The sequence below is a fragment of the Massilia pseudoviolaceinigra genome, from assembly GCF_030846505.1.
Lineage (GTDB): Bacteria > Pseudomonadota > Gammaproteobacteria > Burkholderiales > Burkholderiaceae_D > Telluria_A > Telluria_A violaceinigra.
This window is the reverse complement of sequence record NZ_JAVCWL010000026.1, coordinates 1-16181: the sequence shown is the minus strand read 5'-3', so window position 1 is coordinate 16181 and position 16181 is coordinate 1. Positions and strand designations below refer to the sequence as shown.

Below are 16181 nucleotides of genomic sequence, written 5' to 3'. Positions count from 1 at the left end.
TACATCACCGTGTACGGGACCGACGGCGTGGTGCGCGCGCAAGGCGCCAATCTCAACATGCTCAATCGAAATCTCATGGATGTCAAAGATGTCGACGGCAAACAATTCGTGCGCGAACGCATCGAACTTGCGAAGAAAAATGCACCGTTCTGGCAAGAGTACAAGTTCACCAATCCACTGAGCAAAAAGAGCGAACCCAAGGCAATGTATTGCCAACCGTACGAAGAGGGGGGGCGTGTGCGGCGGGGTCTACATAAAATGGGCGCGGCAAGGCGAACGCGGCAACGCTGCCATGGCCCGATATCGCCTTCATCAACTACATGGTGTGAGACCGGACAAAGTTCTGCTGCTCCAGCGGCCTACTCTAAAAGCGCGCACTAGCGGTCTGGCTGATCGTTTGATCGCCGGGAACGTGTGTGCGCGGTAGCCGTAAAGCAGTACTCACAGCTGGACTTTTAAAGGGGTAACACCATGAATTCCACAGTTAAACATTTTGCGCGCATGCTGGCCGTATGCGGGGCGCTCTCATGCGCGTTCGGCACGGTCCAGGCCAATCCCCAGTCTAAACCTCAGTTCTCCGGGAAGGTCACCTCGGCGATTGATCCGAAAACTGGCGATTTAAAAGTGTGCTTCAAAGAAATCGGGCTGAATAATAAGTCCGTCACCTACGTCGCCAAAGCATCGGTGGTGGCATCGTATGCTTGCCGCAACAACGGTGGCAACTGCCCTAAAGGCCAGCAAACGACCGTGAAGGAAACCGTTTCCGCCTCGGCCACGTTCTCGCCGAACAAGTACACCAATTCCGTGTCCGCCTGCATCACGCTCAAGGTACCAAAACTGAGCAAAAATCCATGCCCTGGCAAAATGGACCTGGTGCTGCAAAGCGTGAGCTGGTCTCACATCACGATCGCTGATGTGACCAACAAGGTAGGCCCTGTCGACGCCCATCCGTCGAAGCAGTCGGCTAACTTCGGCGTCTGCCCGGCCAAATAAGCCTGGTGGTAGCGACGCGTCCGCTGCGGGCGACGGGAGGCATGCTTCCCTGACCGTGCAGCGGACGCTCAGCGCGCCATGCCGCATCCTTGTCGGCGCTCGCGGGGACGCATCACTTACAATGTCTGATGCATGCAGCACGCCTGCCAACTTCCCGGAGCGCCCTATTCAATCGACAAACCTCAGCCGCGACGCGTTCGCCGTCGCCCTGCGCCATGGCCGTGGCGCCGCGGTCATGCATGTGCAAGAGTACGGCCTGGACGGCGTTGAAGACCTGGTGCTGGCGGCCTGTCTCGAAAACCAGACTTACGACAGCCAGTGCGAGGGCAGCCGCGCCGCCTGGATATACAGCCTGTTCAAGGGGACGCCAGCGTATGGCCGCTTCGCCGAGGCAATCCTGACGGCGATGTCCCAAAGCACCGATGACTACGATGGCGATCAACAACGCGAGCTGGCCAGCCTGATGGGACAAGATGGCGACCTTGAGGCGGCCGCTGCCCTGCGCGCGCACGTGTGGGGGCAGCCCGTGTCGGACGATCGCGTGCTCGGCGGCGGTCCCATCAGGGACCTCGACGGTCTCCCCGCCATTGTCGAGATCGCCCGACGCCTGGGCAAGGTCATCCAGCAAGATCCCGACACCTGGGTCTTCCCACTGGACTACGTGATCGACGATCCTTTCACGTTCGACGACGTTTTTGCCGAACTCAAGCGGGCCGCGGCCGGCGACGACGCAGTCGCTGCCTATGTGGCCAACGAGGAAACACGGATCGCCAGCAAGACAGGACCCGACTGGTCGAAGGAAGATCCGGCTGGAGACGCAAAGCGGCGCGGCGAGGCGTTCCTGCGCGACAACCCGCTCGATGCCGTCCTCGCGGCGTCTGTAAAAAAAACGGGCGGGCGGGGACAATTCCTGCAGTTTGGCCGCTGGGCAAGCGAAGATGACCTGAACCGCATCCTCGACCGACTGCGCGTCGAGAGCGAGCCTGAAGCCTGCGAAAAACTATTGTGTGTGTTCAGAAGGCGTCCGTTGCCGTGCCTGGACGAACGCGTTTGGGCCCTCGCCAGCCACAGTTCGGCCGACGTGCGCAACGCGGCAGCCGTGGCGCTGTCGCACACAAGCGACCCGCGCGTACGAAACTTGGCGCTTGAACGCCTCGGCGACCCGGGCTTTTCGAGCGACTATTCCGAGGAACTCGATCTATTCAAAAACAATTATCAGCCCGGTGACGAAACGTTGATCCTCGCCGCACTGGAACGGCAGACGGTCGATGGCGACGAGGCGCACTATCTCGGAAGCAGCGCCGTCGACGTCTGTAGCAGCGTCGATTCACCCGCGCTGGCAGGCGTTGCCGAATGGGTCTACCGCACCAACCCGTGCGCCATTTGCCGTCAGCGAGCCGTGGAAAAACTGCAGGAGTGGAACCGCCTGCCGGCGCACATTGCAGCGGAGTGCCGCTACGACGCGTTGGAAGAGCTGCGCAAACTCATTCCAGAACAGCCCTGACCGATGCCGGTCAGCGCGGTTCCACGTCACGCAACTGTTGCTGCGCAAAGTGCGCGAGCAAGGCGCCGGCGGCCGCCAGTCCGATCCCGCTGATGACGAGCATGGCGGCGCCCCCGAACGGCCACCAGCCGCGCAGCGACATCATGAATCCACCCACGGCAACGATGAAAAACGCCCGGCCGCGTTCAGCGTCGCGCAGCAGCCGCAGGGTACCGGCATACAGGCAAAGGCTTGCCGCCGTACTCGAAAACAGATTGATGCTCGATACCGCACCGGTAGAGACCAGCGTCATATACTCGCCGCCGTACAAGATCGCCGCCAGCAAGTGCGCCGCAACCAGCAATGCCAGCGCGTACGCGAGCTGGCGCAAGCGCGGGGAAACGCGGCGCGCCGGCATCGATGCAGGCGCGGTGTAGGGGTTCTCCGGTGTTGTCACGATCGCTCTTTCATGCCAGCAGACTGACAAATTCCTCGAACTTGCCGGATGCGGGAAGGGTAATCCGGTCGGCGAAATAGCAGAAACGCAGCGCGAACGGATGGCCCAGCGCCGCCCGGATGACGGCGCCGAGCCGCTCTTCTTCGAGCGCATCGGGCTGCCGCGAGCATACCAGGTTGATGTCGATTTCGTCGGCGCTGCGCTGCACCAGCTGGTACTGGATGACCGGCGCCACGTCGCGAAAGCGGTGAAAGCCCACCAGCGGCCAATGACGCTTGCCATTGATGGTTACCATGTTGCGCTCGCGCCCCATGACGCGGCGCAGCGTCGGCAAGCCGCGCCCGCATGAACACGGCGGCCCGGCCTGCGCATAGTCGCCGATATCGTAGCGGATCAGGGGCGTGGCGAAGTTGTGCAGGTCCGTCACCACCACGCGCCCGACCGCGCCGTCGGCGCAGGGATGGCCGTCGTCATCAAGCAGCTCGGTGATGTAGCCTTCGGCCATCAGGTGATACAGCTCGCTGTCCGGGCACTGGAGCGCCACCATGCCCAGTTCCTGGCTGCTGTAGCAATCGGCGATGTCGACGCCAAGCACGGCGCGGGTGCGCTCGCGCAGCGCCGGCGCCAGCGTCTCGCCGATGGTGCGGATCTGGCGCAGGGCAGGCAGCGCGCAGCCGCGCTTGACGATCTCGTCGAGCAGCGCGGCCAGGTTGGTCGGGTACGTCAAAAAATAGGCGGGCGTGATGGCGAGCAGCCAGTCAAGCTGCTGGTCCACCGCGCGGTTGATTGGCATGGCGTAGGCCGGGCCGGTGCGAAAGAAGGTCGACGCGGGCGGCCCCCAGTCCGGCAGCGCCAGCGCCCGGTCGTCATACAGATTGGCGCGCGTGACCGCGAGGGTCGCTGTGAAGTCGCGCCGCTGCCACAGATGATCACGCAGGGTGAAGGCCAGCCAGAACATCTGGTTGATCGCCGTGCGCGTGAGCGTGACCGGAGTGCCGCTCGAACCGGAGGTGCTGATCTGTCCTGTAGGCTGGTGATCCGCCGGGACGGCGTGCGACGCGATGCGCGCCAGGTCGCCTTGCAGCGCGCGGCGCGACAGCGGCGCCAGCGCCGCCAGCCCGCCCGCCTCGCACAGCGCGCCGATGCTGCGGCCCGACGCGTGCAAGCGTTCCTGGAAGTGCGGCGAATGCACGCTGGCCCAGGCCAGCAGCTCGCGCAACTGGCGCCGCTGGCGCACGTCGAGTTCTTCCGGCGTAAGCCACTGCGTGTGTTCGAGCTGCTGCGCCAGCGCCAGCACCGAGGCCGGCAAGCCGGTCGACAGCGGCGGCCAGGCGACCCCGCTCACGGCGCTGGCCAGCTCCGGCCAGCCCTGTGCCGGCGCCGTCATTTATGCAGCCGCAGCGCGACGATCGGGCAGCATTGCGCCAGTTCGTAGCTGCCGTGGAAAATGCCCAGTTCCTCGTATGCGGCGGGAATGGTCGCACGCAGCTGGGCCAGCGTGGGAAAACAGTAGAGCGCCAGCGAGCCGCGGTAGGCGTCGATGGTGTCGATGTCGGCGCGCGGCCAGCCGGCGCGCACGGCCAGCGTGTCGCGGTCGGGCAGGCGCAGGTCAACTGCGTTGCAAATCGCGGTGACGGCGATATTCGGATCGCCCGCCTGCGCCACGAGCGCCATCGCCAGGCGCCATTTGAAGGCATGAAAGCTGCCGATCGCGCCGCGCAAGGCATCGTCGACGACCTGGCCCGGTGTTTCGTGCCGTTCCGGGGCGGTGAACACGCGCAGCGCCAGCGTGGCGCGGTCGCGCAGGCAGGTGTGCAGCTGCGCGAACAGGCGCACGTGGCCGGCCGCGTGGTGCAGCATGTTCAGGCTGCCGTCGCCAGCGGCGAAGTCGATGCTGTCGCGCGCAAGCGGCAGTTCGAGCCAGTCGCCCTGCCGTACCGACTGGCCGCTGCCGCGCGGCGCCCAGTGACGGTCGATCATGGCGCCGTCGCGTTCGACCGCGATCAGGCGCTCGCTGAGCGCGCTCAGTTCGGGGGTGACGCCGAGCAGCAGGCCAAGGCCAGGCTCGGGTCCGACGATGGTGCGCATGATGGCAAGATCTTCCTCGCCCGGGCGCAGCGGGCCGCCGATGCGCGACCATTGACGGGCATGTGCTTGCCAGTGATCGGCCACTCCTGCTGCTGTCATCGTCGTATCCTGTCAAGTGTGAATCCAGTAAAAAACGTGTGCCGCCACGAAGGACGGCACACGTCGGGCCTTACACTGGTGCCGTTCAGAATTCCTTGCGCAGCTTCAAGGAGATACTCTGGTTGCGGAACCCGCGATGGGCTTCGGCGTCGTAACGGCCGGTGATTTCGATGCCACCAGATTGCAGCATGGTCACCCCGGCCCCGGCCCGCACGAACAGCGGTTTCGGATCGACGCCGCGCGTGACGAACGATGCGCCACCGCCGGCGTAGCTGGCCACCACCGAACTTTGCTCTGCCAGGAAATCATACCCTACGCCGATGTTGCCCGAGAGCGTAGTCGCCATCGATGGCGAGTAATTCATCTTGGCATCGGTGTAGAGGATGAACTGTTTGGCACGCTGGCTGCCGACGATCAGGTTCAGGGCGCCGGCGCCGGATTCGGCGTAGGCCTTGTTCTTGACCGTGGTGTAGTCGAGCCGTACCGATGGCGTGACGTTGGTTTCTTCGCTCAGCCGCACCACGCGCCCGATACCGGTGCCGGCATGCATGCTCATGCCCCGATAGTCGCTGCCCGCCACCCGCGTCAGGCCACCGAAGCTGATGGTGCGGGTGGCGTCGGTCTTGTTGGTGCCGGCGTCGATTTGCCAGCTGATGTCCGTGTCCGGATCGAGATTGTGGCTGCCGTAGGCCATCAGTTGCAGCATGTCGATGTCGGCGCGTTGCGGGGTCACGCCGTTGCCATCGAGCGTGGTCCTGGCGTAGGTGAAGGCCATGCCGACGCGGTCGGTGCTGCTGACGACGCCGTCGGCCCCGACGATGACGCCGCCGCTGTCGGCTTCGAAGCCAGCCGTGCCGTCACGGGCGCTCTGGCGCGCCCAGGAACCGAACGCCTTGACCCAGGCGTTGCGGCTGGCGGCATACCGGTCGCCCGCCGACAAACCGCGGTTCGATTCGATACGGGCCTGCACCACGCGGTCGGTCAGGTTCATGGTACTGGCGACCGAGGCGGCCGTGCCGCCCGATGCCAGCGGCAAGGTCTGGCTGACCGCGTCCGAGACTTCCTTGGCCGTGGCAAGCTTGCCCAGCGCGGTGACCACCTGGCCCATGTCGCCACCGACGCCACTGGCAATCAGAGTGTCGAGCACGCGCGCCGCGCCGCCGCCGGCAAAATTGCCGCTGGCGAGCGCCGCACCGGTGGCGGTGTTGGCCGGAACTGGTGGCGGTACCGGTGTCGGAACCGGCGTTGGCACTGGCGTCGGCACAGGTGTTGGAACCGGCGTCGGAGTTGGTACCGGGGTCGGAGTCGGCACCGGCGTCGGCGTTGGGACAGGTGTCGGTGTCGGCACCGGGGTCGGCGTAGGGACCGGCGTTGGCGTCGGAACCGGCGTTGGCGTCGGAACGGGGGTCGGCGTAGGCACTGGAGTCGGGGTCGGAACGGGGGTCGGCGTTGGCACTGGCGTCGGCGTTGGAACCGGTGTCGGAGTCGGCGTTGGCGTTGGCGTCGGCGTTGGAACCGGTGTCGGAGTCGGCGTTGGCGTTGGCGTTGGCGTTGGCGTTGGCGTTGGCGTTGGCGTCGGAGTCGGAGTCGGAGTCGGCGTTGGCGTCGGCGTCGGCGTCGGTGTCGGCGTTGGCGCGACGGCGATAACCAGATCCAGCTGTTTGCCGTTTTTCACGCCCGTCAAATTGAACAGAAAACTGTTGTCGGTTACCGGAATGGTGTTCGCGGTAGTCAGCGTGCCGCTGGCCAGGATCACGGCTGGAATGACCGTGCCGTTGGCCAGCACCGGCGCGCCGGTCACGTCCACATCGACATTGCTGCTGGCCGACATGTCGACGTTGCCGGTCACGTTCAGGCGCCCGTACGTCGAGGCGTTGGTCAGGCCGGTGCGAAACACGCCGCCGGCGCTCTGGACGTAGTCGCCGGTCAGGGTGACCGTGTGCCCGGTCGCGATCGACACAATGCCGCGATTGGTCATGGTGGCGGCGCCGATGGACAGTGCGCTGGTCGAGCGCAAGACGCTGCCCTGGCTGATATTGAGCTCGCCCAGTCCGGCGAAATTGCCACCCGCCGTCATCGAGGCGGTCGTGATGCCACTGGTGCCGACGTTAACCTTGCTGCCGGCGCCGCCGGTCACGTTGCCGTTCACCGTGGCGGTGTTACCCAGGATGTTCAGGGTATTGATGCCAAGCCCAACGTTCCCGTTCAGGGCGCCGGTATTGCTAGCCGTGAACGCGTTACCGGCGTTGCTCAAGTTCAGTGAACTGGCGCCGCCAATGGTGCCGCTGTTCACAATCCCAGCGACATTGGCCGCGCCGGCGACGGCAATACCGTTGGTCGTCCCGCTGATGCTGCCGGCGTTATGGATGGTGCCTTGCACTGTCGAATCGGCGACCGAGATGCCGGTATCGGTGCTGACGATGCTCGCACCAAGCACGTTGGCAATGCCGCCCGCCGTCACCGTCGCGCCATTGCTGAGCAAGATGCCGCGCGCGCCGGACAAGGCCCCGGCGTTCGAGATGCCGGTGGCGACGCTCGTGGCCGCGCCATCGAGCTTGACTGCGCTGCCGTTGGCGGCGGTGATGGTGCCTGCCGCGCTGTTACTGACGGATACGGTGGTCGTACCGCCCAGCAAGGCGATGCCATTGCCGGAGCTGCTGGTGATCGTGGCAGTGTTGGCAAGCGTGCCCGTCAGGGTCGCACCGTCGAGCGAAATGGCGTCATCGCTGGCGGTGATGGTGCCGGTATTGCTGAGGTTGCCGGTCAGCGTAGTTGTCCCATACAGCATGATGCCGCCCTCGCCACCGTCGATCAGGCCGCGATTGACGATGTCGCCGGTGATTTGCGAGGAATACACGTTCATGCCCCGGTCGGCGTGCATCTCCGCCCCCACCTCGTTCACGACTCCCCCGGCATTGATGGTCGCGCTCGACAAAGTAATCCCGTGCATGCCGGTCAGGGTGCCGGCATTGGTAATGCCATTGTTCACAACCGAGTTGGCGACCGAAATCACTTCATAGCTGCTGCTGATGCTGCCTTGCGCCGTGTTTTCGATCAGGTCGACCGTCGAATTGCTTTCGACAATGACGCCCAACGGCGTCACAGGGGTGCCGATGACGCCGCTATTGCTCAGCTTGCCAGAGATAGCGCTGGCGGTGATCCGCAAGGCCGCATAGCCTCCCTTGGCATCGATGGTGCCGCTGTTGATGATGTCGCCGTTGACAGTGGAATTATTGTTGATCTCGATGCCGCGGCCGTTTTGCCCGGCCGTGACGCCGATATGCCCCTGGTTGCTAATACCCGAGCCGAGTTGCGAATTGTTGATGTCGAGTCCGGCAAAACCGCCCGCGCCGCCTATCTCGCCGCCGGCGGCATTGCTGATACCCCCCGTCAAGACGCTGCCGATGATGTGGATCGCCGTCCCGTTGACGGCGCTGATCACGCCCGTGGGGCCGTTGCTGATCGCGCCGCCGACGGTGGCGCCATCGAGGCGGATGCCTTCCTCGGTCACGCCGCCCCAGGGGCCGGTCGATGCGATGGTACCGGTATTGGTGATGCCGCCGACCAGCGAGCCTGCGATATTGACCGCGACCGCCACCGGGTTGATGGTGCCGGCGTTGGTGATGGAGCCGGCGCTGACCCCGGCGTTGACCTCGACTCCATTGTTGGGAGTATTGGCGAGGGGCACGGTGATGATACCGGTGGCCGTGACGGCGACGCTCTCGCCCGAGCCGACGGTGCAGGTGTTATTGATCGTAGTGGCGTCGACCGTGATGATGCCGGCGCTGGCCGCCGGGCACGGGTTGCCGATTGCCGAAGCCTGTGCCATGGCCAGGCAAGCGCCCGCGACGAGCACCGCCATTTGTTTCTTGTTGACGTTGTAATTTGCCATGGAGAATAGTCCCGATGAGATTGGCGAAGCAGAAGCCCAACCCAATCGGCCGGCGCCCGCGCAAAAATGGGGAAGCGCTTGCAGCGGGCAAGCAATTTGTCCCATAGAGCGTTTCAATATAGCCATACTAAAATAGTGTGTATATGACGTTCGCCCCAATAGCAAAATGAATGCCGGCGCAAACAACACATTGAACAGTTGCCGATCGGAGCGGTTTGAGATAATCAGCGGTGGATGAGTATTCAGAAACACAGGGATATGTTATTTAACCAAATCAATTACCGCGGCCACCGCACGCAAAGACATGCATTGCAACAAGATCAGAAAAATCCGGGCAAGCATGCTGCGGCAAGGCATGATGCTGGTCTGCATTATGCTGGCCGGCTGTGCGGTCATCGATCCGTCGCTGCGTCTGCAGCGGGCCGACGCACTGGCGGCCACGGCAGGCTGGGAACGCCGCACGCTGGCGGCAGGCGATTTTGCCCTGACCAGCTGGAGCCCGGCGGCGGCACAAAGCGCAGTAACCCTCACGGTGTACGTGGAGGGCGATGGCATGGCATGGCTGAGCGCGAGCACCGTCTCGCCCGATCCGACCCCGGTGCAAGCGATGGCGCTGCAACTGGCGCTGCGCCACCCGCGCGGCGCCGTGGCGTATCTGGCGCGGCCATGCCAGTTCCAGGCAGGCGAGCTGCCTGCCGCCTGCCGCAGCGCGCTATGGACCGATGCGCGCTACAGCCGGCAAGTGATCGACAGCATGAACGCCGCGCTCGACCAGCTGATGCAACGGGCCGGCGCCCGGCGCCTGGTCCTGGTGGGGTATTCCGGCGGCGGGGTCGTGGCCGCGCTGCTGGCCGCGCGGCGCGCCGACGTGGTCCTGCTGCTGACGGTGGCCGCCAACCTGGACACGGTCGCATGGGCGCGCCTGCAGCATCTGTCGCCGCTGGCGGCCTCGCTCAATCCGGCCGACTACGCCACGCAACTGGCGCGCGTGCCGCAGCAGCACTGGGTGGGCGCCGATGACAGGGTGGTGCCGCCGGCCGTGCTGGCGTCGTACGCGGCGCTCTTCCCGGCGGGCGCCAGGCCGCAGGTCACGGTGGTACCCGGCTTCGGTCATGCGTGCTGCTGGCAGGCCGGCTGGACAGCGATGGTAACGCCGCTGCTGCCGTCCGGCGAATGAAGGCACCGCGCTTCTCGTCAGGCCGCGCGGCGAAAGTGCCGAGCCGATGAAAATACGGTAATGCAATTAACCCCAGCCGCGAAAAGAAAATATTCATGCTGATAATCTTTCTGCTTGCCTCCACGGCATAATGAGCAGAGCGCTCACTCCGGAGAAACATCGGCATGAAAGAATACACTCGCCCAGATGTGCCGACATCGATAAGGACGAATTCGGTCCCGGCTCAAAGCCTTGAACTTACGGACAATCGACCAGGCACGGCTCGGCAAATGGCATTGGGGGCGATGGCCAACGGCAGCTCTCGGGTAACAGCGCAACGCCGCATCCAGGATCTCATCAGCCCGGCGGCGGCGTCCGCGCACCCGGCACCGCGAAAATCGAATCGCACCGGCTTGCCCCTCCAGTTAAAGTCCGGGATCGAATCCTTGTCCGGCATGTGTCTCGATTCGGTGAGGGTGCATTACAACTCGTCCAAGCCGGCGCAGCTCAATGCCCTCGCCTACGCGCAAAGCAACAATATCTACCTTGCTCCCTCCCAAGAAAAACATTTGCCGCACGAGGCGTGGCATGTGGTGCAGCAGGCACAAGGAAGGGTACAGCCGACCCTGCAAATGAAGGGCAATGTGGCGGTGAATGACGACCGGCGACTGGAGGCGGAAGCGGACGCCATGGGGGAAATCGCATTGAGGATGGGTACTGCGAACACCTACGGGCTGCCGGACCGGACTGCGGCAAAACCGGCGCCCTTGGCGCTCCTGGGCAATGCGTCGCCGGCACAATGCGCAGTGGCGCAGTTGGCCAAGGATGCTGACGATTTCTTCAGCAAATATGAAGTCTCGAACGATATTGAAATTCCTTTCAAGAATGAGTTAATTTCCCGTGGCCCTGAACTACCAGCCCAGGACGACGACCTTGATGTGTTGGGAATACATTCGCTTATTCCGACCCACCCTTCAGGTAAAAGCGTCGATCAAATCGTCGCGACGAATATCACAGGATTTGCCAACCCTAAGGATGTTCAACTTCGCTACGGGTTGTCGGTGGGTGTGAACGCTTACGGCGGGCTGGATCAGGCAGAAGCGGGGCGAGCCGACGTGGACGGCATCATGCAAGCGGCCACCCCGCCCTCCTTTCCCATGAGTGTATTGGGGTTCACCTGGAGCAAGGTGTGGCTCACCAAGTCGAGTGGCATACCCGCCGGCAAGCTGCTATTGCTCGGCGAACTGGCCGAGATGGAAGAGGGTGAGAAGGAAAAGGTGCGAAAGCGCGAGACAAAAAGCGCGGGCGACGAAAACACCTTTATCTACGGCGCCGTGCGCGAGGTGCTTCTGAAAGCGGAAAAAACCCAAGCTGTCAGTCATATCCTGGAAAAGCGGCCTTTTATCGGGCGCCTGTATTACCACATAGGCGACGATGACGCCGCCAGCATGCAGGCGCCACCACCGGCAACGAAAAAAGGGGTGTTCGATGCACTTACCGACGAGGCCGAAAGGAGGCTGACCGCGGACGGTGTTCCGCCCGTGCTGCTCGGTGGCGGCTACCGGATCCGGCGCGACGATAACGAAGACGATCCCGGTGACGGCCCCTCCGAAAACATGGGTACGGAACTGGCTGAATTTGCGAGCAATATCGACCAAAGCGTGCGTGCTGCGATGGCCTCTGTCGATCCGCGCATCCCCTATTATTCGGAAGCGAATTTATTGGTCGATCGCAGAACGGTGGTCGCTAACTGGACACCGGACGATCCAGTCTCGGGAGAAATTTTTGGCAAAAACACCTTCGAGTCGGGCAACCTGAAGCGATTTTTGGGGCTGTATAACACCCCGCCGCAGTCCCCTCTTGCGACGCAGCAGAGTGGATTCGTCCCGTCCGCATCATTGGTCACCGGAACCAAGGGCAGTGGTAAACGGTTCCTGGCGTACCACTTGAAAAGGCCGAAGAATTATCTGGAATTGGCGGAAGACGACATCGTCAAGGAGTACAGAAAGGCAGTATCGACGAGTCAAAATGCGGGCAGTCCGGCCAATTTCGCGATCAACTTGAGCATATTCTTCAGCAAATTTGGCGCCACTGTTTCCGCCACCTGGATCCTGAAACGGTTTTTGTCCATCCTGGGTACGCGCGGAAAAGAGGACCCGCTCTACAAAAGTCTGTCGGGCGAGGTACAAACCCGGGTTTTGGAAAAAGGCAGGGTCAATTTTTCAGCAGGCAGTACCGCCACACAACAGACCATTGAGTCCATGACCGATGCCGTCAGTGCCAGGGCAATCGAAGCGCACGTCCAGAATTTCGATCAAATCGCGCTCCTGATCAAAGGTTATGTTGAACGCCATACGTTTGACATGAAAGGCAGCGCCCGGTACAACGCGGAAGGAGGTGGCAGCTACGACGTGCTCCCGATAGAGACAGGCGGGATTATCCCCGGCTGCATTTTGATGGTGGAAGGAAAACCCAAAGAAGTCGTGAGTGTTGGAGAATTCGAACGCTACTTCAAACCCATCACGATTGTCTTCAAGGACGTGGGACCCGGCGGCCCCGGGGGCGGAACCGGCGGCAGTAGCAGCGGTCCGCATGGCGCGACAGCAGACCCTCAGCCGGTAGCAAGCTCGAGTTCTGCTCAACCAGCAAAGGACTCCTTCGCATCGGGAGAGATTGTGAGCGACGCCTCCGGTTCCGCACTCAAAATCCCCGTCGTCGGCCCCCATCCGCCGGCCGGGCAGGGTCAATCCATCGTCGTTCGTGGGCAGACGAAACAGATTTTGAGGGTGCAACAGGGCAACGGTTTTTGGTATTTGTTTTTTGCGACCTGACGCATCACAGGGCAACCGTCTGCGCTTTTCGCATCGCCAGCAGATAGCCGACGCCAAGAAAGCCATGCAGGCGGAAACGCTGCGTCAGCGGGTTGTAGCCCAGGCCGCGCTGATCGGCCAGCACCAGGCCGGCGGTGCGCGCCATGCCAGCCAGTTCCGCCGGCTTGATCAGACGGCTGTACTGGTGCGTACCGACCGGCAGGATGCGCAGCACATATTCCACGCCCACGATCGCCAACAGATAGCTGAGCCGATTGCGGTTGATCGTCGAAAAAAACACCCAGCCACCCGGCTTGGCCAGCGCCGCACAGGCGTCAGTCACGGATGATGGCTGCGGCACGTGTTCCAGCATCTCCATGCAGGTCACGACGTCGTACCGCCCTGCGTGGCCGGCTGCCCACGCTTCGGCACTGCTGTAGGCGTAGCGCACGTCGACCGCCTGGCCCTGCGCATGCCAGCGCGCGATCTGCAAGGGCTTGTCCGCAAGGTCGATGCCGGTGACGCTGGCGCCATGGCGCGCCATGGATTCAGTCAGGATGCCGCCGCCGCACCCGACATCGAGCACCTGCTTGTCCGCGAGGGTGCACAGGGAGTCGATCCATGCCAGCCGATGCGGATTAATGCGGTGCAGCGGCTTGAACTCGCACTGTTCGTCCCACCAGCGCGCCGCCAGATTGTTGAAGCGGGCCAGTTCGGCAGGGTCGGCGTTCGGATGAAGCGGGGATGATGGTGTGTGCATGATCGTGATCCGTCGAGTGAAAGTAAAAGGGATTACCAGTGGCCGCGCCGGCGGTTCCAGCGATACAACAGGCGTGCGAACAGCGTGTACAGCGGACCTGCCAGCAAGTGCATGGCCCGCACCGCGCGCGCCAGCCAGCGCTGCCCGGGCGTGGCGGCCCACAGCGCCGCAAAAGCGCGGTCGCCGGAGAGCATGCGCCCGCTGGCGTCGCGCACATGGAGGCGCTCGCGCAGTTGCTCGATATCGATGCCCAGCTGCGCCGCCAGTGCGGGCTCGGCGTGCACGTCGCGCCATTCGATGGCACAGCCCTGCATGCGTTCGCGCTGGCCGCGAACGCCGGCGTCGCATACCGGACAGGCGCTGTTGTAATAGACGACAGCCGGCTCGGATGCCGGGGGTGCGGGAGCTTGCATGGCGGACTCGCAATCGGAAAGTGGTTGGTGCGGCCATTATGCACTACATTTAGCTAACTAGCTAATTATCTAATTAGAAAAGCATGCTGTATCATTGCGCTTCATCCTCCAGTAAGCGAGCAGCACATCATGGATCAAATTTTCGCCGCCCTGGCTTCCACGCCGCGCCGCAAAATCCTGGCTTATCTCTCCGAAACGGAGCTGTCGGCGGGCGAAATCGCATCGCGCTTCGAGATGACCAAGCCTTCGCTGTCGAAGCATCTGCGCATCCTCGAATCGGCGGGCCTGATCGCCAGCGACAAGCGCGGGCAGTTTGTGTTCTACCGCCTGCAGGGCGACAACCTGGCAAATACCCTGGCATCGTTCATGCAGGCGGTATGTCCGGTCTCGCAAGAACTCAAGCAGGAAAGCGGCGCGCTGGCGCGCAAAAAGGCGCCCAAGGCATAGCTGCGCGGCGAGGCGGCTTTGCGATTGGCGGCGTTGCCATTACAATCACGGCACACCCGGACTGGTCCGGCATTTGCCAAGTGGATGTCAATGTGCGACGAACCGGTACGAGGAACGACCACGACCTGCCACACGCATGGCCGCGACGAAGGCGCGCCTCCCATGGCGCAAAACCAGTGGCGCGCGCAGCATTCTGTCGTTCGGCGCGATAAGAACAGCGATATGAGCGAAGCGACCACCGTGATCGGTTGTGCGGTTTGAGCGCGCCCGCATTGACCGTCGCGGCATGGGTTCTGATGGCCGCCGCGGCGCACGCCCAACAGGCGCCGCAAGCGGTGGTGGAAGTGAACGCCAGCGGCGACAGCTACGATGCGCGGCGTGACGATACGGCCGGCAAGATCGTCGTCAGCCGCGAGGACATGGTGCGCTATGGCGACGCCAGCGTGCTCGATACGCTCAAGCGCGTGCCGGGCGTCACCATCAGCGGGGGGAACGCACAACTGCGCGGCCTGGGCGCCGGCTACACCCAGATTCTTCTCAACGGCGAACGCGCGCCATCCGGATTTTCGCTCGACGCGCTCGCGCCGGAGTCGGTCGAGCGCATCGAGGTGGTGCGCGCGGCCACCGCCGACACCAGCACACGCGCCATTGCAGGCACCATCCACGTGATTCTCAAGCGCGCCGTATCGAAGGCGCAGCGTGACTGGAAGGCTGGCGCCGGCGCCTCGAGCGACATGGCCGAGGGCAAGACGAGCCTGAACATGTCGGATCGCGCGGGCGCGTTCTCGTACTCCTTCGCGGCCAACGCGTCGCGCAATACCTTTCGCCGCCCGGTGACGACTGTCGAAACAGGTGGCGATGCCCAAGGCCGCCCGCTGTACGAACATCAGCTGCGCGGCAGCGATGTGGGTAATTTCAATACCCTGAACCTGACGCCGCGCCTGAACCGGGAGCTCGATAACGGCGATACCCTGAGCTGGCAGTCGTTTATCTATGCGAACCGCCTGCATTACCACTCGCGCCACGTCACCACCTACGTGTCGGGCGCCCCACGGATCGATCCGCTGACCGGCAGCGTTACGTCGACCGCGCGGCGCACCATTCGCAGCGACGTGGTCTGGACAAGCAAGCTGGGCGACAGCGCCAAACTTGAATCGCGCGTCGGCATCGATGCGGGCAATTACGCGACCGCGCTCGCACAGTCGTCGCAGGCTGCGTCCGGCGCGTTGACGCTGGACCGCGTTGCCGATGGCCTCTCGCGCGACCGCGCCCTGCGCGGCAGCGGCAAGTACAGCGGCCGCACCGGCAGCGCGCACACCATCGGCGCGGGCTGGGAAGGCAGCGTGGCGCGCAATACGAGCGACCGGCAGCAGGCCGATTTTGGCCTCGCTGCCACGCCGGAGCGCTACCGCGCGTTGTCGTACTTCTTGGTCCAGCGCGGGATAGCATGTACCAATCCGCTGGCATCACAACTTCGCCGTGCGGCATCCGCTCTTCTTTGCTGAGCGACGGCTTGGGCGCCCGCAGATCTTCGCGCTCACCCCGTGTGATGCAAGGCAAGCGGCAGTTACGTCGAGCCTAGG

General features: G+C 63.5%; 13 protein-coding genes. 7 read left to right on the top strand and 6 right to left on the bottom strand.

All coding sequences use genetic code 11. The annotated features are described in order from the left end of the window. Nucleotides 1-3 precede the first annotated feature (3 nt). From RBA40_RS23150 to RBA40_RS23140, 3 genes are all read left to right on the top strand, one after another. On the top strand, nt 4-381 hold the full coding sequence (locus RBA40_RS23150; protein ID WP_374710538.1) for a cache domain-containing protein: 378 nt from the start codon (nt 4-6) through the stop codon (nt 379-381). 90 nt (nt 382-471) lie between these two features. After that, nucleotides 472-993 (top strand): hypothetical protein, encoded by a 522-nt coding sequence (locus RBA40_RS23145; RefSeq protein WP_306650298.1) that lies wholly within the window; start codon nt 472-474, stop codon nt 991-993. Between the two features lie 121 nt (nt 994-1114). After that, a complete protein-coding gene (locus tag RBA40_RS23140) occupies nt 1115-2497 on the top strand; it encodes a hypothetical protein (RefSeq protein ID WP_306650296.1) in 1383 nt (460 codons plus the stop codon). Between the two features lie 10 nt (nt 2498-2507). On the opposite strand, the gene RBA40_RS23135 is transcribed toward RBA40_RS23140, so the two are convergent. The 4 genes from RBA40_RS23135 to RBA40_RS23120 all read right to left on the bottom strand — a co-directional run bounded on the left by RBA40_RS23135 (nt 2508) and on the right by RBA40_RS23120 (nt 9012). Next, nucleotides 2508-2933 (bottom strand): hypothetical protein, encoded by a 426-nt coding sequence (locus tag RBA40_RS23135; protein WP_306650295.1) that lies wholly within the window; start codon nt 2931-2933, stop codon nt 2508-2510. Between the two features lie 10 nt (nt 2934-2943). After that, entirely contained in the window at nt 2944-4320 is a 1377-nt protein-coding gene (locus tag RBA40_RS23130) for a phenylacetate--CoA ligase family protein (protein WP_306650293.1), read from the bottom strand. Beyond that, nucleotides 4317-5120, bottom strand: a complete 804-nt coding sequence (locus RBA40_RS23125) for a class I SAM-dependent methyltransferase (protein WP_306650291.1) — start codon at nt 5118-5120, stop codon at nt 4317-4319. Before RBA40_RS23125 ends, RBA40_RS23130 begins: the two co-directional genes overlap by 4 nt. A gap of 85 nt (nt 5121-5205) precedes the next feature. Then, a complete protein-coding gene (locus tag RBA40_RS23120; RefSeq protein ID WP_306650290.1) occupies nt 5206-9012 on the bottom strand; it encodes an autotransporter outer membrane beta-barrel domain-containing protein in 3807 nt (1268 codons plus the stop codon). A 355-nt stretch (nt 9013-9367) separates the two neighbouring features. Between RBA40_RS23120 and RBA40_RS23115 the strand changes: the two genes are divergently transcribed. Both RBA40_RS23115 and RBA40_RS23110 read left to right on the top strand, forming a co-directional pair. After that, nucleotides 9368-10189 carry an alpha/beta fold hydrolase gene (locus RBA40_RS23115; protein WP_306650288.1) on the top strand — a complete coding sequence of 274 codons (822 nt, stop codon included), beginning with the start codon at nt 9368-9370 and terminating at the stop codon, nt 10187-10189. Between the two features lie 164 nt (nt 10190-10353). Continuing rightward, on the top strand, nt 10354-12999 hold the full coding sequence (locus tag RBA40_RS23110) for an eCIS core domain-containing protein (protein ID WP_306650286.1): 2646 nt from the start codon (nt 10354-10356) through the stop codon (nt 12997-12999). A gap of 4 nt (nt 13000-13003) precedes the next feature. Here the strand turns inward: RBA40_RS23110 and ubiG are convergent, their stop codons facing one another. Both ubiG and RBA40_RS23100 read right to left on the bottom strand, forming a co-directional pair. Then, a complete protein-coding gene (ubiG, locus tag RBA40_RS23105; protein WP_306650284.1) occupies nt 13004-13738 on the bottom strand; it encodes a bifunctional 2-polyprenyl-6-hydroxyphenol methylase/3-demethylubiquinol 3-O-methyltransferase UbiG in 735 nt (244 codons plus the stop codon). 32 nt (nt 13739-13770) lie between these two features. Next, on the bottom strand, nt 13771-14151 hold the full coding sequence (locus RBA40_RS23100; RefSeq protein WP_306650282.1) for a thiol-disulfide oxidoreductase DCC family protein: 381 nt from the start codon (nt 14149-14151) through the stop codon (nt 13771-13773). 129 nt (nt 14152-14280) lie between these two features. Here RBA40_RS23100 and RBA40_RS23095 point away from each other — a divergent pair, with 129 nt between their 5' ends. Then, complete coding sequence (locus tag RBA40_RS23095; RefSeq protein ID WP_306650280.1) at nt 14281-14598, top strand: metalloregulator ArsR/SmtB family transcription factor; 318 nt, start codon at nt 14281-14283, stop codon at nt 14596-14598. A gap of 257 nt (nt 14599-14855) precedes the next feature. Further along, nucleotides 14856-16103 (top strand): TonB-dependent receptor plug domain-containing protein, encoded by a 1248-nt coding sequence (locus tag RBA40_RS23090; RefSeq protein ID WP_306650278.1) that lies wholly within the window; start codon nt 14856-14858, stop codon nt 16101-16103. Nucleotides 16104-16181: the final 78 nt, after the last annotated feature.